This is a genomic window from Ensifer sp. SSB1 (genome assembly GCF_016652895.1).
Taxonomy (GTDB): domain Bacteria; phylum Pseudomonadota; class Alphaproteobacteria; order Rhizobiales; family Rhizobiaceae; genus Ensifer.
Genome location: NZ_JAEPRP010000002.1, coordinates 78,887 through 99,926 on the forward strand (window position 1 = coordinate 78,887; position 21,040 = coordinate 99,926).

The following is a 21,040-nucleotide window of genomic DNA, read 5'->3' on the forward strand; positions in this document are numbered from 1 at the left end:
TTGCGGCCGGCGATTCAGTGATGCCAGGCCCACAAAAGTGACCAACCCTCCCCGAAAGAGGCCCGGACAGACGCGCAAAAAGGCGGGCATCTAGCCGAGATTGGTAAAGAGAACTCTAATCGGCGCTCCCCAGAATGCCGGCTGGCGGCGACGAGCTTTATTAACCACGCCTATTTTAGGGTCGCCCCGGTGCAATGGGGTGGCGGCATGTCCGATAATCGGACAGGTCTCGCGGCCTTGTGGAGGTCGGGATGAAAATACGCGGTAAGATCAATCTAATCGTCGGCATCATGAGTGTGCTGGCGGTTGCGGTGACCGGCATGTCGCTGGTCGCCGTCAGCAAATACAACGAGAAATTCCACCAGTACGAGAATGTCGCGGCGCGCGCCTTCAACGCGGAACGCCTCAACCGTCTGGTGACCGCGGTCGTCATGGAATCGCGTGGTGTCTACGCCGCCCCGACCATCGAGAAAGCCAAGCCGTTCGCCGAGGGCATTCGCAAGAACCTCGACAAGATCGACACGCTGCTTGCCGAGTGGCGGCCGCTGATCCCCGCCGAATCGAAGGCGTCTTTCGATACGCTCGTCGCTCGCGCCGCGGAGTTCAAGACCTTCCGCGTCGAGACGGCGCGGCTTGGCGAAGAAGTTTCGCCGCAGGCCGCCAACGAGCAGGGCAATACCGACGCCAATCGCGCCAACCGCAAGGCTTTCCAGGAGCAAATCGACGGCGTCGTCGACATCAACCTGAAGACGCTTGAAGTCGTTACGGCTGACACTGCCACCTTCGAGCGTAGCGTGATCATCACCATTCTCGCCATCGCCGGCCTTGGCCTCATCGCCGGCATTGGAGCGGCATTCTACATCGCTACCAACCATTTGAGCCGTCCGATCCTTGAATTGACCGGCAAGATGAAGCAGCTGGCCGGCGGCGATCTCACCGCGGACGTGCCTTTTGTCGGCCGCAAGGACGAGATCGGCGAAATGGCCGAGGCCGTTCAGGTGTTCAAGCAGAACGGCCTTGCCGTTCGCGACCTCAACGCCCAGGAAGCGGTGCTGCGTGAAAAGAGCGCCGACCTCCAGTCGAGCATCGGTGTCGTCGTGGCGGCTGCGGCCGCCGGCGATTTCACCAAGCGTATCGGCAAGGACTATGAGAACGAAGACCTCAACCGGTTCGCCGCCAGCGTCAACGAACTGGTCGGCAGCGTCGATGCCGGTATCGCCGAGACCCGTCGGGTTGTCGCGAGCCTGGCCGGTGGTGACCTCACCCAGAGCATGAGCGGTCATTTCCAGGGCGCCTTCGCCGAGTTGCAGAAGAACGTCAACGAGACGCTGTCGACCCTGCAGAAGACGCTGCGCGAAGTCCGCGTGACGACCGACACGATCAACGGCAACTCGTCCGAGCTGCGGGCCGCTGCCGACGATCTGTCGAAGCGCACCGAGCAGCAGGCGGCCGCCCTTGAGGAGACATCTGCCGCACTCGACCAGATCACAGTCGCGGTCAAGAGCTCGACCGAGCGGGCGCAGGAAGCGACCGTCATGGTCAACGAGGCCAAACACAGTGCGGCGCAATCTGCGGCCGTCGTGCGCAATGCCGTCGATGCCATGGGCCGCATTGAGCAGGCCTCGAGCGAGATCGGCCAGATCACCAACGTGATCGACGAAATCGCCTTCCAGACCAACCTGCTGGCGCTGAATGCCGGCGTCGAGGCGGCACGTGCCGGTGATGCGGGCAAGGGTTTTGCCGTCGTCGCCCAGGAAGTGCGCGAGCTGGCGCAGCGTGCGGCAAGTGCTGCCAAGGACATCAAGTCGCTGATCTCGAAGTCGGGCAGCGAAGTGGCGACCGGCGTCCGGCTGGTGCAGGAAACCGGTTCGGCCCTCGGTGAGATCGAGGACCGCGTCTTGAAGATCAACGATCATATCCACTCGATCGCCACGGCGGCGCGCGAGCAGTCGACGGGTCTTAGCGAAGTGAGCACCGCGGTCAACCAGATGGACCAGGTGACCCAGCAGAACGCGGCGATGGTTGAAGAGGCGAATGCCGCCACCCACAAGCTCTCCGCAGAAGCCAACAACCTTGCCAACCTGATTGCCTACTTCAAGGTGGACAATATCGCGGCAAGACCGGTGGTCGTGGCGCGTGAAACCACCCGCCCGGTCGAATCGCCGGCCCGTCGGATGATGGGCAACGTCGCCCGCGCCTTTGGAGGCGGCGGTTCCGCTGCGGCGGTCGCGAAGGACGACTGGCAGGAGTTCTGATCGGCGGCTCGTTCCGCGACGGCATGTTTCCTTGGGTTGTTGCCGACCAAGAGTAAAAGCATGCAGCACTTGAAAGCATGTTTCCCTGAGCCCGCGGCGTCGTCATGGTGCCGCGGGTGTTGTTTTTGGCGGCCTCGAATGTCGGCTGCGGCTGTCGTCACCGCCGGCGCGCGCCGATCCCCGCAGGATTGCCAAATTGTTCCCTGGGTGACTTACACCGATCCGGATTCTGTGCAGGTAGATCCCGAGCGAGGCGGCATTGCGTCGAGGATTTTGCCTTGGTGATGCGAGGGGAGAGAGTTGATCGGGATGTGGTTCTCAGCGATTGCCAATGGCGCGACCCCGAAAGACGTCCGCGCCTATGTCGCACCCGGGCGGCTCCCTCCGAGATTGGAAAACAATTCGGCATCTCCTATTATGCGCCCTTCACACGAAGCCCGTTGGCTCGGGCGCTTGTGTAGGGACTCGGGCGTTTTGATCGACGGGCAGGGAAGTTTGTAAGGCATGGCGGAAGAGACGCGTCCGGCAACGGCAAGCGAGCCACTGAAGACGAGCGCGGGGTTCTTCCGGGGCCTTTCCGGCAAGCTGCTCCTGTTGACCATCGTCTTCGTCATGCTCGCGGAAGTGCTGATCTTTGCGCCGTCCGTGGCGACCATGCGCATTCGCTGGCTTGAGGATCGGCTGAACACGGCCGCTGCCGCTGCCGTCGTCGTCGACGGCCTGCAGAATGTCGAGTTGCCGCGCAGCGTCCAGAAGGACACGCTGATGGCGACCGGCACCAAGGCGATCGTTATCCGCCGCAAGGACGCGTCGCGCATGATCGCGCTCACCGACATGCCGCTCGAGATCAAGGGCGAGTACGACGTCGCCAATGCCACCGCCATTGGCGCCATCCGCGATGCCTTCGATACCCTGCTCTTTGGCGGCGATCGCGTGATCCGCGTCTATGGACCGCTCGGGGAAAGCGATGCGACGATCGAGCTCCTGATGAAGGATGCGAGCCTGCGCAAGGCGATGCTCGTCTATTCGCGCAACGTATTTGCCCTGTCGCTTGTCATTTCGCTGATTACCGCGGCGCTGATCTTTCTCGCCATCAACCGCATGCTGATCACGCCCATTCGGCGCATGACGGCAAGCATGCAGGAGTTTTCCGACGACCCGGCCGATCCGGCTCGGGTGCTGGTGCCGCCGGAGGGGCGCGACGAACTTGCCGTCGCCGGCCAGCATCTCGCCAGCATGCAGCGCGAACTGCAGAAGACGCTGAAGCAGCAGAAGAGCCTTGCCGAACTTGGCCTTGCGGTGTCGAAGATCAACCACGACATGCGCAACATCCTGTCGTCGGCACAGCTGATCTCCGACCGTCTGGCCGACGTGGACGACCCGGTAGTCAAGCGCTTCGCTCCGACCCTGCTGCGTACCATCGACCGGGCGGTCGGGTATACGCGCGAGGTCCTCTCCTATGGCCGTACCACCGAGGCCGAGCCGCACCGCCGCTTCGTGGCATTGAAGCCGCTCGTTTCCGATGTCGCCGAACTGCTGGCGATCGACCCCCAGGCGGGCATCGATTTCCAGATCCAGATGCAGGACGACATCGAGGTCGATGCGGACAGCGAGCAACTGTTCCGGGTTGTGCACAATATCTGCCGCAATGCCGTCCAGGCCCTGACCAATCACGAGCCGGAGGACGGCCGCCCCCGGCTGCTCACGGTGTCGGCCATGCGCATCGGCAGCGTCGTCACCATCTCCGTCGACGATACCGGCCCCGGCATGCCGCCCAAGGCGCGGGAAAACCTGTTCGCCGCCTTCCGCGGTTCGGCCCGTTCCGGGGGCACGGGCCTTGGCCTTGCGATCGCCCGCGAACTGGTGCTTGCCCATGGCGGCACGATCGCCCTTGTCGAAAAGCCGACCCCCGGCACGCTTTTCCGCATCGAACTCCCTGACCGGCCCGTGCCTCTCGACGCGTTCCGCTCGAAGTTTCGCCAGTAGCGGACGGGAAATCCGACCTGTGAAGCGGGCAGCCGCTAGGGCCGCCGCAGCCGCCAAATTTTTTCTGAAGACGCTTCCACTGCGCAACGCCCTGCTTTTCAGGGCGTTGCTGCACCGCCGTCGTCGCGACTGTCCACAGTCAGCCGTGCCATCGTCGTAAAAATGAAATTTTTTCCAGAACGGCGCTTGCAATCCCCGAAAGGACCCTTTAGAGAACCGCTCACGCAAGCGGTTTGACCGCTGCAGGCGAAAGCACCCGTAGCTCAGCTGGATAGAGCACCAGACTACGAATCTGGGGGTCAGGAGTTCGAATCTCTTCGGGTGCGCCATTCTTCTTCAAGCCTCAAGTCGAGGCTGATTATTTCCTAGAAGAACTGAAATAAAAGCCGCGAATTGCGGCTGCTTCTTCGATTAAGTTCAATGAACGATAGCCGCCAATGCTGACTCCTGTTTGGGTCGTATCGGTTGTCTTCTTTGCGCGTCGCAAAGCGCCCTTGGCGGCGAATATTGGCTGACCTTCCTGCTAAGCCCGCAATTTACATTCCCGCCTGACAACAACGGGTGGAAACCGAACGAGGTCTGCGACCTCGAAGTCCACCGATACAGCAAGACGTTTCTGTTGCGCCCATTCCATCGCCTGCTGACGCCGAGGTGGTGGAATTTTTGTCGCTAGGCTACAGTGCGGCACCCATTGCCCTACGCGGTAATGTTCATGACAAGCGCCGGGATCCAAGTGCCGATGCAAGCTTGCATGCAAGTTGAAGAGCGCATCGACGTGGCTTGGCCGTGCCCAGAGAACTAGGTATTCGTTTTCGAAGTAGCTCACGCTTTCGAAAGAAATGGACAGCGGTGACTGACCCGCGAAAACCTCTTTGAATATCTCGCTCGCGTTCTCTGGCTCCTTGTCAAGAACGGCGGGCGTGAGGTGTGGAGGGTACCGCAATCCCGACATCGAGGCGGCTTCTTCGAACCCGCTTGCCTCATCCCACAGGGCCATGATCGGGACTGCGGTCGCGTTGATACATTTGATGCTGATCGCAAAAGGCATTGCATCACCAAATTCGTTCCAGGCGTGGACCTTGGACTGAAGTCCCGTTGCTGTCATCTCGAAAGCTCCAGCTGTTCCCCCCGGGGTGGGCCGTACGTCCGGCCGCAGGCTGCTGCTATATCGCCTTGCGGCTTGTGGTGGCTAGGAATCCACAGTCGTTCGGCTGCACGGGTGCGAAGCCGAATCGCCACGGCGCGGCCCGCGATCTCGCCTCACTCGGATGACGGCTCGAGTTTCTTGATATGACGTAGCGCTAGGGCCGAAAGGACCGCAAGCATGGTCACGGCGATAGTGCTGAGGATGGCTGCGGTGTTGAAGCCCGTCACGAAGGCGGCCCGGGCATCCTCGATGAGGATTGCCGGCACCTCCGCTCGCACTGCCAGGGCGCCCCACAGGCTGTCGCTGACGGCCTCATGGGCTGCCGGGCCGATGTTGTCCGGGGCGCTGCGCGCAATCGAATGGCGATAGATGGCAGTCGAGATGCTGCCGAGGATGGCGATGCCGAGTGAAATGCCGAGATCCTGCACGGTTTCGGTCATCGCCGAGGCGGAGCCCGCCTTCTCCGGCGGTGCGGAGCCGACGACGAGGTCGGTGCCGAGCGCGGCAATGGTGCCGTTGCCGAAATAGGCAAGTGTGAGCCCGGCAACGGCCAAGGCGACACCAAACGACGTGTCACCGCCGATGGTTGCCATCAGCAGGTAGCCGACCGCGGAGAGGGCGAGCGAGGCGGCGACCACATGACCCGGCCGGAAATGGCGAGCGACCAGCGGTGCCGCAACCCCGCCCGCGATCATGCCCAAGGCTGCGAGCCCCATCCACAGCCCCGCGCCGAATGGCGCGTATCCCGCCACAAGCTGGAGATATTGTGCAACGAGCAGCATGGCGCCGCCGACGGCGACAAGTCCGATCAGGAGGATGATCAGGGCCACGCAAAGGGCTCTGCTGGAAAACAGCGTGATATCGAGCAGCGGATCGCTCAACCGCCGTTGCCGGTGGATGAAGAGGATCGCGACGGCGAGCCCGACCGCAATTGCGGTCAGCGCGTCGGCCGCGAAGCCGTATTTGGCGATCTGTTTGATGCCGTAGATCACCGGCAGCATGGCGGCGAGCGACAGGGCGACGCTCGCGAGGTCGAGCTTCTCGCTATTGGCAGCGCGATACTCCGGGAGCAGGAACGGGCCGAGGATCAGCAAGAGCAGGACGATCGGAACGGCAATGAGAAACGCCGCACCCCACCAAAAAAGCTCCAGCAGAACGCCGCCGACAACCGGCCCCAACGCGTAGCCCACGCCGAACATGGTGGCCCAAATGCCGAAACCAAGCGCGCGCTGCCGGGGATCCCTGAAGATGTTGCTGATGAGCGCGAGCGTCGAGGGCATGAGTGTTGCCGCCGACACGCCGAGCGCTGCGCGGGCAGCGATCAGCATGACGGGGCTGCTCGAAAAGGCAGCAAAGATCGAGGTGACAGCAAAGGCCGATGCGCCGACCATCAACAGCCTGCGCCGACCGATGCGGTCGCCGAGCGTACCCATGGTGATGAGGAAGCCGGCGATCATGAAGCCATAGGCATCCATGATCCAGAGCGCCTCTGTACTGGAGGGGCGCAAATCTGCCGCCAGCGCCGGAAGCGCGAGGTGCAGAAGCGTCAGGTCAAGCCCGAGCAGCGCAGTGGGCAGGGAAAGAAGTGCCAGCCCCATCCATTCACGTAGGCTCGCCCTGTTCACGTCAGGCCGTGTGCCGCTCGTGGCAGTCTGGCGTTCGTGTAGATCGATATTGCTGTCGGACATCATCACCTCCTTGTGGGAGGGAGACAATTGATGCACGATCTAGACTGTTACAATATTGCTTATTATCCTGTTACTGAGGGCACTATCTTGTCTGGTCGAACCCTTGCACGCACGCGAAGCGATCTCTCCGACTTCCTGGTCCGGCACAGGGCAAAGCTCACGCCGAGCGACGTCGGGCTTCCGATAACAGGCGGCCGCCGCACACCGGGATTGCGGCGCGAGGAGGTGGCGCAGCTCGCCGGTGTCGGGCTCACCTGGTACGTCTGGTTTGAGCAGGGCCGCGACATTCAGGTCTCGGAGAGCTTCCTCCTCAAGGTCTCGAAAGCGCTGAGGCTAGATGACGCGGAGTGCAGCCGCCTTTTCCTGCTTGCCCATGGCCGTCCGCCGCGACCCGAGGCCTACCAATGGCCTTCCGTCGGGCCGCGGATCCAGCAGCTGCTGGACGATCTGGTCGCGCGCCCCGCCTATGTACTCAACCTGCGCTGGGATGTGATCGCGTGGAACCGAGCGGCCGACGGCCTGTTCGGCTTTTCAGGCCGCGACAAAGACGATCGCAACGTCATGCGGCTGGTTTTCGCCGATCCCGACATGCGCCATCGGCTGCCCGCATGGCAGGAGGATGCGCCGAGATTGCTTGCCCAGTTCCGTGCCGACCTGGCCACCGCCCCGGATGATCCCGCCATGCTTACCCTGATCGACGAACTGAAGACGCTTTCCCATGAGTTTCGCAAGTGGATGGAACAGCCCGGCATGGATCGCTACGGCCGCGGCCTCGGCTCCGTCCTGGACGCACAAGGTGCGCGCCAGGACTTCGCGCATGAGACGCTGCTCGTCGACGAGCACCGTCATTTGCGGATGATCGTCTACTTCGAACGCTAGAAGGCTTGATCGGATGACGCGCCGATCTTTGCGGCGGGGCAGAGCCTCCGCGCCGGCAGGCCGAAAGGCAATTGTTCAATGCCCCGAAGTGGTTAGGTGACAAGGAATATATATTAGTATAGCATAATTTACAGAGGTCGTGGAGGCGTCGAACCCGTCTCGGAGCCGTTGGAGGAGGGAGTTCCGGATCACAAAAAGGCGGGAGCGCCTTCACGAACTTTTGACGCCTGTATCTGAAAATTGGCCCAATGAATTCCTATATTCAGGGTGATATCGCGGCCATTGAAGGAAAGGAGGTGCCGGATGTATCGCTACATGATGAAAGAACTGCTGGTGATCGTTGCTGGCCTTTCGATTTGTGCCTTCACGATCTTGTTCTTCCTGGTCAATTCGACGCCCAATCTCTGACGGTCGCCAGACGGCGTTCCGCCAGCGCCAATGCGCTCGACATCACTGCCGATGCGCCAGTATGTCCAGAGTGCGCCGATCTCTCTCTCCCTCGAAGTAATTCCCTAGCGCCTGCTCGAACAGGCGCCCCGCTTCGTCGACCTCGGCAAACAAGGTCATCGACGACCGGAACTTCATGTCGTCGGGGCTTGCGAAGATGTCGTGCGCCGACTTCCCTGAAACCGAATTGACGAGCTCTGTGCATTGCCGAAGCCGTGGCCCCAGAAGCGGATGGGCGAGATAGGCCCGCGCTTCGTCAAGGCCGGAGATTGCGTAGCGTTGTGCCATCGGCGAGTGGCCGAGGCCGGCAATCTGCGGGAAGACGAACCACATCCAGTGCGTCCGTTTGCTGCCGCGGCCGAGCTCGTCCAGAACCGCGACATAGACGCGGTCCTGGGCTTCGACGAAACGTTGCAGCTCGAAGGGATCCGTCATGGCTGCGCCTCCCTTGGTCCAGCGCCCGCGGGCGCTGGCGTCAGTTACCAGCGGTGATGAACATGAACCTTCACCAGCCGCTCGTAAACCTTGGCGATTGCGGCCTTGGTTTCGCGTTCGATAGCGCCAAGGGCGCTGGCGGCCGCGTTCGATTGGGCCTGCGCCTCATTGCGAGCGCCGGGGATCACCACCGAAACCGCGTGCTGCTCGAGGATCCAGCGCAGTGCGAACTGCGCCATCGGCACGCCCGTGGGCACCAGCGGACGAAGCTGCTCGACGGCTTCCAGCGCCGCGTCGAAGGGTACGCCGGCAAAGGTCTCGCCGACATCGAAGGCTTCGCCGTGCCGGTTGAAGTTGCGGTGATCGTCGGCAGCAAACGCGGTTTCCCGGTTGATCTTGCCGGAGAGCAGGCCGGAGGCGAGCGGTACCCGCACGATGACGCCGACATTCTTCTTTTGCGCTTCCGCGAAGAACAGTTCGTGCGGGCGCTGGCGGAAGATGTTGTAGATGATCTGCACGGTCGCAACGCCAGGATATTCGATCGCCTTCAGCGCTTCCTCGACCTTTTCGACCGAGACGCCGTAGTGGCGGATCTTGCCCTTGGCGACGAGCCGGTCGAGCGCGCCGAACAGCTCCGGCCGGTAATAGACCTCGGTCGGCGGGCAATGCAGCTGCACCAGGTCGAGCGCCTCGACACCGAGATTGGCAAGGCTGCGGTCGATGAACGCATCGATGTTTTGGCCCGTATAGCCTTCGGTCACATGCGGGCTGAGCCGGCGGCCCGCCTTGGTCGCGACGAAAGGCTTGTCGCCACCGCGCTCCTTCAGCACCGCCGCGATGATCTTCTCGGAGCGGCCGTCGCCGTAAACGTCGGCGGTGTCGACGAAAGTCACGCCGGCATCGAGTGCGGCATTGAGCGCACGCTTGCCGTCCGCCTCGCTGACATCGCCCCAGGAGCCGCCGATCTGCCAGGCGCCGAAGCCGATCTCGGAAATGGTTGCGCCGGTCTTGCCAAGAACTCTCGTCTTCATGGTGCTGTCTCCTGTTGTGCGTCATCGAGCATACGCTGGGTGGAGCGGTTCTAGTATGACGAGCTTGGTCGAGTAAATTAGAGCAGGGCAGGGCGCAGTAAACCGCGCACACTTTTCGCTGGCGCTCCTTCGTGCCGGGCGAAGACCTGCGGGGTTTGGTTGACGGAGGAGTTAGTCGTCCAGCGAAACCACGGCCTTGCCGCGGCTGAGATCGACGACCATGGCGAGGATCGCCTCCGCGTCATCTTTCCGCAGGTCCACGGTCAGAACCGGGCCTTTGTCCGTGAAGCTCTCGCCGACAATGGTCACGTCCCGGGCAAGAAGCCGCGCCTTGATCAGCGCCATGTCGGAAAAGTCGAGGGCGACGGTGGCGCGCACGGTTTCGATCATCTCGATCTTTTCCGCCGCCCGCAGGCATAGCGCTGCCGTACCGCCATAGGCGCGCACAAGGCCGCCGCTGCCGAGCAGGATACCGCCGAACCAGCGAGTGACCACGACCGCGACGCGGTCGAGTTCCTGGCCGTCTATGGCAGCGAGGATCGGCTTGCCGGCGGTACCGCTCGGTTCGCCATCGTCGCTGAAGCGATAGGCCTGGCCTATGCGCCATGCCCAGCAATTGTGGTTGGCGGTGGCATCGGAATGGGAGGCGAGGAAATCCTTTGCCGCTTGTTCATCGGCAATAGGCGCGGCGAAGGCCAGAAAGCGGCTCTTCTTGACGTCCTGGCTTGCCGTTTCGATGCGCTTGAGGGTGAACATGGCTGCTTCCGTTTTTCAGACGCTGATAACGGATTGTCGGGGGCGGCGCCACAATGGTTTGGATCGGTGCGGGTGCCGGTTTTGGTGCGGCGCTGTAAAAGGCCGCGTGCTTCCACCGTCATTCCTGTGCCTGTCACAGGAATGACGGTGGCGGCGCGTCTGTGCCGTGAGAAGCCTATTTCTTGTTGAGATATTCTTTTGCGCCGCCGACGCGGCGCGGCTGGTCCCGGTGACGGGGCACAGAGATGAGGTGGCGTGGGTGAGTGCCTCGCCCCCACCAAGAGTGGGGGAGAGGAGAACATCCAGTGCGCTCTCCTGAACCGGGAGGGCGCTCGTCGAGCTGCGGCTCTAGCCGATCGCCATCAGGCTGGCATTGCCGCCGGCAGCGGCCGTGTTGATCGAGGTCGAGACCTCCTCGAGCAGCCAGTTCAGGCAATAGGCGTCGGGGTTCTTGCCGATCTCTTCGGTCGAAGCTGCCTGGACGAGGACGAGCGGACCCGGCAGGCCGGCGATCGCCTTGCTGACCTCGCGCACGCGGGCGCCATCACCTTCGACGAGCGCGCCTGCGAACGGACCGTCTGCCGCCCAGTCCTTCGACCAGGAAAGCCGCGCGGAGACGCTGGCCGGCATATCCTTCAGCGACGCCTGCAGGCCGGAAGCGGCGTCGACGACGACGGTGTTGCCGGTGGCGAGGGCAGCACCCAGCTGGCGGTAGAGGCCGGCTTCCGTCGCCGGAACCAGGAGCACGCGGCCACGCGGATGCAGCGCATAGAGGTTGCGTTCACCGACCGGGCCGGGAAGTTCCGAGTGCAGGCCGAGGGCCGAATTGCTGCCGGCGGTGCGGGCGGCTTCGGCCTCAGCCTTGGCGCCCTTGCCGTCGAGCCACTTGGCGAAGTCGAGCAGCGCCGGATCGGTGTGAACCGAGCTGTGCTGCGGCGGCACCGGGGCGGTGGCGACGAGGCGACCGAGATAGAGCGGACCGCCGGCCTTCGGGCCGGTGCCGGAGAGGCCACGTCCACCGAAGGGCTGGACGCCGACGACAGCGCCGATGACGTTGCGGTTGACGTAGAGGTTGCCTGCCTTCACCCGCGAGGTGACGTGGGCGATCGTCTCGTCAAGACGCGTGTGCAGACCGAAGGTGAGGCCGTAGCCGGTGGCATTGATGTCGTCGATCAACCGGTCGAGATCGTCGCGGCGGTAGCGGATGACGTGCAGCACCGGACCGAAGACTTCGCGCTTCAAGTCGGAGAGCTTGTCGAGCTCGATGATCGTCGGCGGCACGAAGGTGCCCTGTTCGGTGCCGGAGGCAAGACCGATCTGCTCGACCTTGCGGCCGAGACCGCGCATGGCGTCGATATGCTTCTCGATGATGCCCTTGGCCTCAGCGGTGATGACCGGGCCGACATCGACCGAGAGCCGGTCGGTGCGGCCGATCTTGAGCTCATGCAGCGCACCCTTCAGCATCGAAAGCGTGCGGTCGGCAACGTCTTCCTGCAGGCAGAGCACACGCAGCGCCGAGCAGCGCTGGCCGGCGCTGTCGAAGGCCGAGGCGATGACGTCGCCGACGACCTGTTCGGCAAGCGCCGAGCTGTCGACGATCATGGCGTTCTGGCCGCCGGTCTCGGCGATCAGCGGGATTGGCCGGCCGGCGGGCGAAAGCCGGTCGGCAAGCTGGGCCTGGATCAGGCGGGCGACTTCGGTCGAGCCGGTGAACATCACGCCGGCGATCTCAGGTGCCGCCACCAACGCTGCGCCGATGCGGCCGTCACCGGGAAGCAACTGCAGCGCGTCGGCGGGAACGCCGGCCTCGTGCAGGATGCGCACACCTTCGGCGGCGATCAACGGAGTTTCTTCCGCGGGCTTTGCCAGCACCGGGTTGCCGGCAACCAGCGCCGCGGCAATCTGCCCGGTGAAGATCGCCAGCGGGAAGTTCCACGGGCTGATGCAGACGATGGGCCCAAGCGCCTTGTGGGCCGGGCCGAGCGTGCGGCGCGTCTGTTCGGCGTAGTAGCGCAGGAAGTCGATCGCTTCGCGCACTTCGGCAATGGCGTTCGGCAGCGACTTGCCGGCTTCGCGGGCGATGAGGCCGAGCAGGGTCGGCATGCGCGCCTGCATCAGGTCGGCCGCACGCGCCAGGCAGGCGGCGCGCTCGGCCGGCGACACGGCGGCCCAGCTTGCGGCGGCCTTGGCGGCAAGGTTCGCTGCCTGGCGGGCGTCGGCTTCCGAAGCCTCGGTGACCGAGCCGACCACGTCACGATGATCGCCGGGGTTGACGACGGCGCGGGTTTCGCCGGAGGCGGGGCCCGTTGCCAGCTGCGGAACGGCCTTCCAGTCGACCGTAGCGCTCGCCTGCAGCGCTGCTGTCAGCGAGGTCAGGCCCGCTTCGTTCGAAAGGTCGAGACCGGCCGAATTGCGTCGCGTGTCACCGAACAGGTTGTCGGGCAGCGCGATCTGGTCGTGCGGCGCGCCGACAACGGGCATGGCGCGCACGATCTCGACCGGATCTGCAATCAGTTCGTCGACCGATACCTTCGGGTCGGCGATGCGGTTGACGAAGGAGGAATTCGCGCCGTTTTCGAGCAGGCGGCGAACCAGATAGGCAAGCAGGGTTTCGTGCGTACCGACAGGCGCATAGATGCGGCAGGGACGGTCGAGGTTGCCCTTGCCGACCACTTCGTCATAGAGCGGCTCGCCCATGCCGTGCAGGCACTGGAACTCGTACTTTCCGACCTTGAAGTCCTTGCCGGCCATTTCGTAGATGGTTGCCAGCGACTGCGCGTTGTGGGTCGCAAACTGCGGGAAGATCACGTCGGTCGCGGCCAGCAGCTTCTTGGCGCAGGCGATGTAGGAAACGTCGGTGTAGATCTTGCGGGTCTAGACCGGGAAGTCTTCGAGTCCGTCGAGCTGGGCGCGCTTGATCTCGGCATCCCAATAGGCGCCCTTGACGAGGCGCACCATGACGCGGCGTTCGGCGCGACGGGCAAGGTCGATGATGAAGTCGAGCACGTAGGGGCAGCGCTTGCCATAGGCCTGGACAACGAAGCCCATGCCGGCCCAACCGGCCAGATCCTTGTCGAGGCAGAGTTCTTCGAGCAGGTCGAGCGAAAGTTCGAGACGGTCGGCTTCCTCGGCGTCGATGTTGAGGCCGATGTCGTACTTCTTGGCGATGACGGCGAGTGCCTTCACCTTCGGCAGCAGCTCTTCCATGACGCGCGAGGCCTGCGAACGGGCGTAGCGCGGGTGCAGGGCCGAAAGCTTGATCGAGATGCCGGGGCCTTCATAGATGCCGCGGCCGGCCGATGCCTTGCCGATCGCATGGATCGCCTGCTCGTAGTCGCGGTAGTAGCGCTCCGCGTCGGCGGCTGTGGTCGCCGCTTCGCCGAGCATGTCGTAGGAATAGCGGAAGCCCTTCTGCTCGAGCGCGCGCGACCGGCGCAGCGCCTCGTCGATGGTTTCGCCGGTGACGAACTGTTCGCCCATCATGCGCATCGCCATGTCGACGCCGCGGCGGATGACCGGTTCGCCGCAACGGGCGATCAGGCGGGTGAGCGCGGCGGAAAGGCTGCGGTCGTTGACGGTGGAAGTCAGCTTGCCGGTAACGACGAGGCCCCAGGTGGCGGCGTTGACGAACAGCGAGCGGCCGCCGCCGATATGCGACTTCCAGTCGCCGTCGGCGATCTTGTCGCGGATCAGCGCGTCACGGGTCGCGGTGTCCGGAATGCGCAGCAGCGCTTCGGCAAGGCACATCAGCGCCACGCCTTCCTGGCTCGAAAGCGAATATTCCTGTACGAGGCCTTCGACGCCGGAGCCCTTGTGCTTGGCGCGCAGCGCCTCGATCAGCTTGCGGGCGGTCTTGGCGGCCGCCTCCCGGGTCTTGGCGTCCAGCGTCGCGGCTTCGACGAGTGCCGGCAGCGCCTCCGTTTCCGGCCTGCGGTAGGCGGCGGTGATGGCCTGGCGAAGCGTGCTCTGCGGGCGCACCGGCGGAGCGAACTCGGCGAAAGGAGCCTGCGGCGCGCCGGTCTCTGCAGTGGTCTTGTGAAGCGGTGTCTGGCTCATCGAGCGCTATCCTCCGGGAAGCGGTTTCTAAGGGCGCAGCGCGCCCCTGATCATGGGCGGAAAATACGCTTCCTTCGGCCGTACATCCATCCGGCATTTTTTGTCTTTGGCGGAATGTTTCACTGTTCTGCGGATGTAATGCTGCAGAGGATGCGGAATGTCAGCGAATCCTCCGGATGATCCGATGTCAGGCAGCCTTGCCGAAATGCTTCTCGCGGGCCATCAGGCACTCATCGTCGCCGGGCATGCAGGTGCGGCAGACAATCGGCCGGATCGCATAGATCTTGCAGCCGACATGTTCGCCGAGCTTGCCACCGAGTGCTGAGCAGCGATCGTTCTCGCAGCGCATGCCGCCGAGATCGGCCGACACGTACTCAGCCGGGATCAGGTCGAGCTCCTCGTCCGTCTCCAGCGAAAAGCGCGGCCAGTCGGCCGAATACGCGCAGCAGGCGCCGCAGCTCTGGCAGTCGAAGGTTTCGTCGAGGGATACGGGTTCGGTCATATCCGCAAACTAGCATGAAGGTCGGCGGTCCGAAATGGCCCTTACGCGATGGCGGCGTCCCGGCGGGCAATCTCGTAGTCTTCCGTATGCACCAGCACGCCATCATCCGTCACGACGGCAATGCCGTAGGCGGCCGGTTCGTCGACGGACAAAGAGGTGTCGGGCGTGTCGAAGGGCATCGGCTGCTGGTGCACCGGGCTCTTGAAGATCGAGAAAGGAATGCCACGGCTGGAGCCGTTGATCGTGCGGTGCACATGTCCGGCGAAGATGTGACGGACGTTGCCGTGACGTTTGACGAGCTCGTAGAACTCCGTCTCGTTGGCGAGCCGGATCATGTCCATTCCGGTAAAGCCCGTCCGATGCGGCGGGTGGTGCATGAAGATGAGCGCCGGCTTGTCGCTGGCCTCAGTAAGCTGCCGGTCGAGCCAGGCAAGGCGCCTGGCGCAGAGAAGACCAGTATGGCTGGTCGGGTAGACATATGGCGGAGCAAAGAGCGTATCGAGCAGGATGGCGCGGCAATCCGGGAAATCGATCGCCTGCTGCACGAAACCGTGATCGTCAGTCGTTGCGTCTGTAAAGACGTCAAGGAACACCTCGCGCCGGTCGTGGTTGCCGATGGTGATGGCGACCGGCGGCGTGAGCTGATCGACGAGCCGCTTCAGTCGCTCGTAGGAAATGCGATCGCCGTAGTGGGTAAGGTCGCCGGTGACAATCACCCGTTCGGCGTCCGCATGGTAGCGGTTGACGTGCTCGATGCCGTTGGCGAAGCGCTGGTAGGGATCAAGCCCGATGATCGTCGTGCCTTCGGGCACCATGTGTAGGTCGGTGAAGATGATCAGCTTTGTCATGGAGATCCAGAAGGTTGCGTCGCGAGTGGCCCCAAGCTGTCGCGCGGCGTGTGGCGCGTCAAGCGGCAACTTTGGGGCGACTCTGGCGGCGTCCGGCGGTTTTCCTTGCGGCGGATCGAGGAAAGCGGTAATGCAAGCGCATCTGATATATCAGCCATGATCGCCACCAGGGCGATGGCAAGCGAGTTGGAGAAACGGCATGCGGTGGAAGCGCACGATCCAGTTGCTGGACGTTCATTGCGAGGGTGAGATCGGCAAGGTTGCGATCGGCGGCGTGCCGAAGATCCCCGGCAACTCGATCGCCGAGCAGCTCAACCACATCAACACGGTCGATGACAGCCTGCGCCGGTTCCTGTGCCTGGAGCCCCGGTCCGGTTCGATCGGTTCGGTCAACCTCTTGGTGCCGCCGAAGCGGCCGGAAGCCGATGCCGGCTTCATCATCCTGCAGGCAGATCAGGCGCACGCCATGTCCGGCTCGAACTCGATCTGCGTCACGACCGCGCTTTTGGAATCCGGCATCATCGAGATGAAGGAACCCGAGACCGTCGTCATGCTCGACACCGCCTCCGGCCTCGTCAAGGCGACCGCGACCTGCCGCGACGGCCGGTGCGAAAAGGTGAAGCTGACGATGGTGCCGTCCTTCGTGCATGAGCTCGACGTCGAAGTCGACACGCCGAAGTGGGGCAAGATCAAGCTAGACCTCTGCTATGGCGGCATCTTCTACGCCCTGGTCGATGTCGGCCAGATCGGTACCACGATCGACAAGGCGAACGCCCGCGAGATCGTCGAAGCCGGGATGATCCTGAAGGACATCGTCAACCGCACCATTCCCGTCGTTCATCCGGAAATACCGGAGATCAAAGGCGTCGCCTACGTCATGTTCCGTGATGTCGAGGCCGACGGCACGATCCGCACCTGCACTACCATGTGGCCGGGCCGTGTCGACCGCTCGCCCTGCGGCACCGGCAGCTCGGCCAATCTCGCGACGCTGCATGCGCGCGGCAAGGTCAAGGTCGGCGATGTCCTGAAGTCCCGCTCGATCATCGGCTCCGAGTTCGAAGTCGGCCTCGAAGGTGTGACGACGGTTGCCGGCCGTGAGGCGATCATCCCGACCATTGCCGGCCGCGGCTGGACCTTCGGCCTGCACCAGGTCGCACTCGATCCCTTTGATCCGCTCGCCGACGGCTTTGCACTGACCGATACCTGGGGGCCGCAGGCGGGCGAGATCCGCTAAAGCAATTCCAGGAAAAGTGCGAAGCGGTTTTCCGTCCGGAATTGCGGACTAAGAGACCAATTCCAGGAAAAGTGCGAAGCGGATTTCCGTCCGCAATTGCGTCATCCGAAACGAAAACGCGGGCCGAAGATCCTGATGATCTCCGGCCCGCGTGGCCCTTGGGAGGCGTGTGGGGTTACTTGATGATCCGGCTGGTCTTGCCGAGCATGGCGGTCTGGAAGGTTTCGTCGGCGGTGAGTTCCGCGAGCTTCTGTCCGGCGAAGGCGTCGCCCTCGTTCGCAGCCTTGCGGAACATGGCATGGGCAGCGGGAAGATCCTTGGCGCTACCTTCACCGTTTTCCAGCATCAGGCCGAGGTTGACCATGGCGTCGACATTGCCGCGGTCTGCGGCCAACCGGTAGAATTTGGCAGCCCTTCGGTTGTCTTCCGCCACCAGCTTGCCTTCGTCCAGAATGACCGCGAGGTTGAAGGCGGCGACGTCGTCGCCGGCGAGCGATGCCCGCTCGAACCATTCGATTGCCAGCTTGCCGTTGATCGGCGTGCCCATGCCGTCGCGATATGAAACGCCGAGATTGTAAGCGGCGAGAATGTTGCCGGCGGCCGCAGCCTTCTGGTTCAGCGAGAATTCGGTCGCCGTGTCGCCCTGTTCGCCCATCAGAACGGCGTAGTTGGTCATTGCCAATGCGTGACCATGTTCGGCGGCTTCACCGAGAATGCGCAACGACTGGGTCTTCTGCCCCGCCTTGTCGAGCACGCGGGCCAGCTGGAATTCGGCGCGAGCGCCGCTCTTCTGATTATAGGCCTCGCGGCAGGCCGACAGCGCGACGCCAATCCGGATGTCTTCGGTGGAAACGGCCGGGAAAGCCTGATTGCGCTGCAGGTCGAAAATGCTGCCCGCCTCGCGGTCGCAGACTTCGGCAGCGGAGAGATCGGCAGCACGCGCCGGGGGGAGGGCGATCGCGGCGACCGCGAGCAGGCTGACGATCGCCAGCAGGAGGGCGTTGATGATGCGGGTGCCGGATGTGCTGCGCTTTTCCATGATGCTTTCCCCTTCTCTTGGACCTGAACTTATCCATGCCCGTCGAGGAAAGCTGTTCCGGCGGGAACAGCCCGGTGGCGAAAGCTCTGGCGAAGTGGTGAGGGACTGTTGAGGGCAGGCCTTTGTGCCGCTTGCATCCAGGAGCGCCGGGGCTATCCTCGAATGGCGGCACCGCTCAAACGGGAGAGAGGCAATGGAAGATCTGGCAGCGCCACTGCGCCTCATGCTGGTGAGCCGCCGCGTCGTCGTCGCGGGGCTGTTGCTGACGGCTGTTGGCGGCCATCTCGCTCCGTCCTGGGCAAGTTCGGCCCTTGGCGAGGCAACCGAGGTGCGTGGCGACGTAAGGCGAAAGCGGGCGACAAAGGACGAACTGCTTGCCGTCGGTAGCGAGCTCTTCGAAAACGATCGCGTGCACACCAATGTCGACAGCTATGCGACCTTGAACCTTGGCACGGACACCCGGGTGCTCCTCGGTGCCGAAACCGAGCTCCTCGTCGATAGCTTCATCGCTGGCCAGGGCGGAACGCTCGAGCTTGGAACAGGACGCATGGTCTTCGATCGGCCCGAGGGGTTGCCGAAAGTCGATGTGGCCGTGCGCACCGCCTTCGGTATGATTGGTGTGCGCGGCACCAAATTCTTCTGCGGACCGAGCCGTGCCGCCTTTGCGGTCTTCGTCGAACATGGAAGCGTTACGGTCGCGCGCGGCGGCGTGACGAAGATCGTCGCTGCGGGGCAGGGGGTGGAATTCCATCACCGGGGTGATGCCCCGAGCGAGCCGGTCAACTGGGGCGAGGCGCGGATCAAGGAAGCCTATGCCAGCGTTGGCCTGACGCGTTGAATTGACGGAGCCCGAAAGCCGGCATGCCTTTCAGTGAGCGCGGGCGGTGGCCGTTGCCTCAGTCCGCAACCGTGAACAACTCCATCGTTGAGAAGCCGCGGATTTCGTGGCTGCCGAGCGGGCGAAGCGGCTGCTTGCTTTCCGCCGCGGCTGCAGGCCCGACGCAGATCGCCGTGCCGAGAAACTTGTTCGCCTCCTGCAGACGGGCCGCCAGGTTGATCGCGTCTCCATGGGCGGTGTAGTCGAGCTTGCCGCCGGCGCCGACTTCACCGACGACCGCTGGTCCGGTCTCGACGCCGATCCTCGTCCTGCCGAAGGTATTGGCCGCAAACTGCGGACGCCGCCGCATCTCTTCCGTCAACGCGTGGATCGCCTTCGCGCAATCGATGGCCCGGTCGACATGCTGCGGCAGATCCTCGGGAGCATTGAAAAACGCATGCACAGCATCGCCCACCACCTTGTCGACCATGCCGCCATGCGCCGCCACAAGGGCGTTGACCTCGGCGAAGTAGACATCGAGCAGGGCAATGAGATCCCGCGGCTTCAGCCTTTGCGACAGAGCGGAAAAGCTCTCGATATCGGTGAAAAGCGCTGTTACCTGCCGTTCCTCGCCGGCCACGCGCGCAAGCCCGGGATTGTCGATGTAGCGGGCGACGACCGATTGCGGCAGGTATTGCGAGAACTTCTGCCGTGCCGCCGCTTCGGCCCGTCGCACCCGGGCGAATTGCAGGACGCTGGTGACCGCGAGAACCGTAACAAGAGCGGCGGAAATGCTCACCGCATCGATAAGCCAGCCGCTGACGTCATAGATGACCGCCGCCGCCGCGACGACGGCGGCGACGGCGATAAGGCCAAGGGCTGCCGATATCAGCGGCCGAAGGCGCGCCGCCGCAAAGGCGATGCCAAGACCGGCGACGAGGGCCATGGTGGCTTCGGCCAGCGGAAGCCGGCTGTCGCGCTGCGGTATGAAGCCGGTCAGGATCGCGTTGGCGACATCGGCGTGAATCTGCACCGAGGGTTCGAGCGGCATCGAGGCGCTGGGCCGCAGGCCCCCAAGGCTCGGCAGGCTGCTGCCGATCAGCACGAGTTTGCCTGCAAACCGGTCTGCCGTCGCCTTGCCGGAGAGCACGTCAGCGGCCGAAACCGTGCGGGCTGCGAGCCGGTCCGCAGCGCTCGCGACGAAGCGCAGGCTGCCGGTTTCGTCGAGCGCGATCACCTGTCCGTCGATGCGCACCCACGCGGGCGCGCCGCCGAGAATGGGCGTACCAGCCCCGCGCATCCACCGCGCCGCCTCGATCGCCAGCGACGGATAGGCGTCGTTGCCGAGGATGGCATAGGCTTGCACCCGCCGGATCCGCGCGTCCTCGTCGCCCACGAGAAACGAAGCGGCAGCCGCCTTTGCCTGCTCCATGAAAGCGGCGCAGGACGTTTCAGCGCCGTCGAGGAACCAGAGTTCGGGCGGAGAGAAGGGGCGGCTCAGGGCCAGTGGCGGTACCGGACGTGGCCGCTCCTGCACCGTATCGGCAATCAGAAAGCCGAGGATGACGGGGACGCTTCCGAGTGCCGAGGCGAGGGCAGCATTGCCGTCGTTGGTCGCATTGCAATCGGCGCTGAAGACGAAGTCGACGGCCACAGCCCTGGCACCGGCCGTCGCAAGCCGGGACAGGAGCTCGGCGGTTGCCGTCCTGTCCCATTCGCCGGACGGGCGCGATTGGTGGGCATGGCGGTCGATGTCGACGACAATGATATCAGGCGACTGCGGCGCGGGGATCCATTGTGTCAGATTGTCGAAGAACAACTCGCGCTGCGTTTCGAAGACCGGCTCGGCGAAGAGATAGAGAGCGACGGCGACGAGCAGGCTCGTCAGGAACCCGCCGGCAAGCGGAGTAAAACGCAATT

14 protein-coding genes, 1 tRNA gene and 2 pseudogenes are annotated in these 21,040 nt (G+C 63.7%); 6 read left to right on the top strand and 11 right to left on the bottom strand.

The features are described 5' to 3' along the window. Nucleotides 1-251 precede the first annotated feature (251 nt). From I8N66_RS00875 to I8N66_RS00885, 3 genes are all read left to right on the top strand, one after another. The gene (locus tag I8N66_RS00875; protein WP_291148553.1) at nt 252-2,255 is read left to right on the top strand and encodes a methyl-accepting chemotaxis protein; all 2,004 of its coding nucleotides are present in this window, start codon (nt 252-254) and stop codon (nt 2,253-2,255) included. Nucleotides 2,256-2,759: 504 nt separating this feature from the next. Then, complete coding sequence (locus I8N66_RS00880) at nt 2,760-4,241, top strand: HAMP domain-containing sensor histidine kinase (protein ID WP_113536576.1); 1,482 nt, start codon at nt 2,760-2,762, stop codon at nt 4,239-4,241. Between the two features lie 252 nt (nt 4,242-4,493). Beyond that, nucleotides 4,494-4,570: transfer RNA gene (locus I8N66_RS00885), tRNA-Arg, on the top strand. Between the two features lie 194 nt (nt 4,571-4,764). Here I8N66_RS00885 and I8N66_RS00890 read toward each other — a convergent pair. Together I8N66_RS00890 and I8N66_RS00895 are read right to left on the bottom strand one after the other, a co-directional pair. Continuing rightward, nucleotides 4,765-5,346 (bottom strand): 2'-5' RNA ligase family protein, encoded by a 582-nt coding sequence (locus I8N66_RS00890; protein WP_291148557.1) that lies wholly within the window; start codon nt 5,344-5,346, stop codon nt 4,765-4,767. Nucleotides 5,347-5,501: 155 nt separating this feature from the next. Next, complete coding sequence (locus I8N66_RS00895; protein ID WP_291148560.1) at nt 5,502-7,076, bottom strand: MFS transporter; 1,575 nt, start codon at nt 7,074-7,076, stop codon at nt 5,502-5,504. 30 nt (nt 7,077-7,106) lie between these two features. Here I8N66_RS00895 and I8N66_RS00900 point away from each other — a divergent pair, with 30 nt between their 5' ends. Next, complete coding sequence (locus tag I8N66_RS00900; RefSeq protein WP_291148563.1) at nt 7,107-7,955, top strand: helix-turn-helix transcriptional regulator; 849 nt, start codon at nt 7,107-7,109, stop codon at nt 7,953-7,955. Nucleotides 7,956-8,405: 450 nt separating this feature from the next. Here I8N66_RS00900 and I8N66_RS00905 read toward each other — a convergent pair whose 3' ends face one another. From I8N66_RS00905 to I8N66_RS00930, 6 genes and pseudogenes are all read right to left on the bottom strand, one after another. Further along, on the bottom strand, nt 8,406-8,837 hold the full coding sequence (locus tag I8N66_RS00905) for a DUF1810 domain-containing protein (protein WP_113536572.1): 432 nt from the start codon (nt 8,835-8,837) through the stop codon (nt 8,406-8,408). A gap of 44 nt (nt 8,838-8,881) precedes the next feature. Beyond that, on the bottom strand, nt 8,882-9,868 hold the full coding sequence (locus I8N66_RS00910; RefSeq protein WP_291148568.1) for an aldo/keto reductase: 987 nt from the start codon (nt 9,866-9,868) through the stop codon (nt 8,882-8,884). Nucleotides 9,869-10,039: 171 nt separating this feature from the next. Beyond that, nucleotides 10,040-10,624 carry a YigZ family protein gene (locus I8N66_RS00915; protein ID WP_113536570.1) on the bottom strand — a complete coding sequence of 195 codons (585 nt, stop codon included), beginning with the start codon at nt 10,622-10,624 and terminating at the stop codon, nt 10,040-10,042. A gap of 348 nt (nt 10,625-10,972) precedes the next feature. Beyond that, nucleotides 10,973-14,680, bottom strand: a pseudogene (gene putA, locus I8N66_RS00920) (trifunctional transcriptional regulator/proline dehydrogenase/L-glutamate gamma-semialdehyde dehydrogenase). 187 nt (nt 14,681-14,867) lie between these two features. Next, a complete protein-coding gene (locus I8N66_RS00925; RefSeq protein WP_113536568.1) occupies nt 14,868-15,182 on the bottom strand; it encodes a YkgJ family cysteine cluster protein in 315 nt (104 codons plus the stop codon). A 41-nt stretch (nt 15,183-15,223) separates the two neighbouring features. Then, the gene (locus tag I8N66_RS00930; protein WP_291148574.1) at nt 15,224-16,030 is read right to left on the bottom strand and encodes a phosphodiesterase; all 807 of its coding nucleotides are present in this window, start codon (nt 16,028-16,030) and stop codon (nt 15,224-15,226) included. A 199-nt stretch (nt 16,031-16,229) separates the two neighbouring features. Here I8N66_RS00930 and I8N66_RS00935 point away from each other — a divergent pair, with 199 nt between their 5' ends. After that, nucleotides 16,230-17,264 (top strand): proline racemase family protein, encoded by a 1,035-nt coding sequence (locus I8N66_RS00935; protein ID WP_034797259.1) that lies wholly within the window; start codon nt 16,230-16,232, stop codon nt 17,262-17,264. Between the two features lie 175 nt (nt 17,265-17,439). Here the strand turns inward: I8N66_RS00935 and I8N66_RS37490 are convergent, their stop codons facing one another. Both I8N66_RS37490 and I8N66_RS37495 read right to left on the bottom strand, forming a co-directional pair. Next, nucleotides 17,440-17,781, bottom strand: coding sequence for a tetratricopeptide repeat protein (locus tag I8N66_RS37490; RefSeq protein WP_365886598.1), 342 nt, complete (start codon nt 17,779-17,781; stop codon nt 17,440-17,442). Continuing rightward, a pseudogene (locus I8N66_RS37495) lies at nt 17,758-18,303 on the bottom strand (SEL1-like repeat protein); the annotation flags it as partial. The pseudogene I8N66_RS37495 and the gene I8N66_RS37490, both read right to left, overlap by 24 nt. A 214-nt stretch (nt 18,304-18,517) precedes the next feature. Between I8N66_RS37495 and I8N66_RS00945 the strand changes: the two are divergent. Next, a complete protein-coding gene (locus I8N66_RS00945; protein ID WP_365886599.1) occupies nt 18,518-19,141 on the top strand; it encodes a FecR family protein in 624 nt (207 codons plus the stop codon). Between the two features lie 58 nt (nt 19,142-19,199). Here I8N66_RS00945 and I8N66_RS00950 read toward each other — a convergent pair whose 3' ends face one another. Continuing rightward, nucleotides 19,200-21,038, bottom strand: a complete 1,839-nt coding sequence (locus tag I8N66_RS00950) for a CHASE2 domain-containing protein (protein WP_291148588.1) — start codon at nt 21,036-21,038, stop codon at nt 19,200-19,202. Nucleotides 21,039-21,040: the final 2 nt, after the last annotated feature.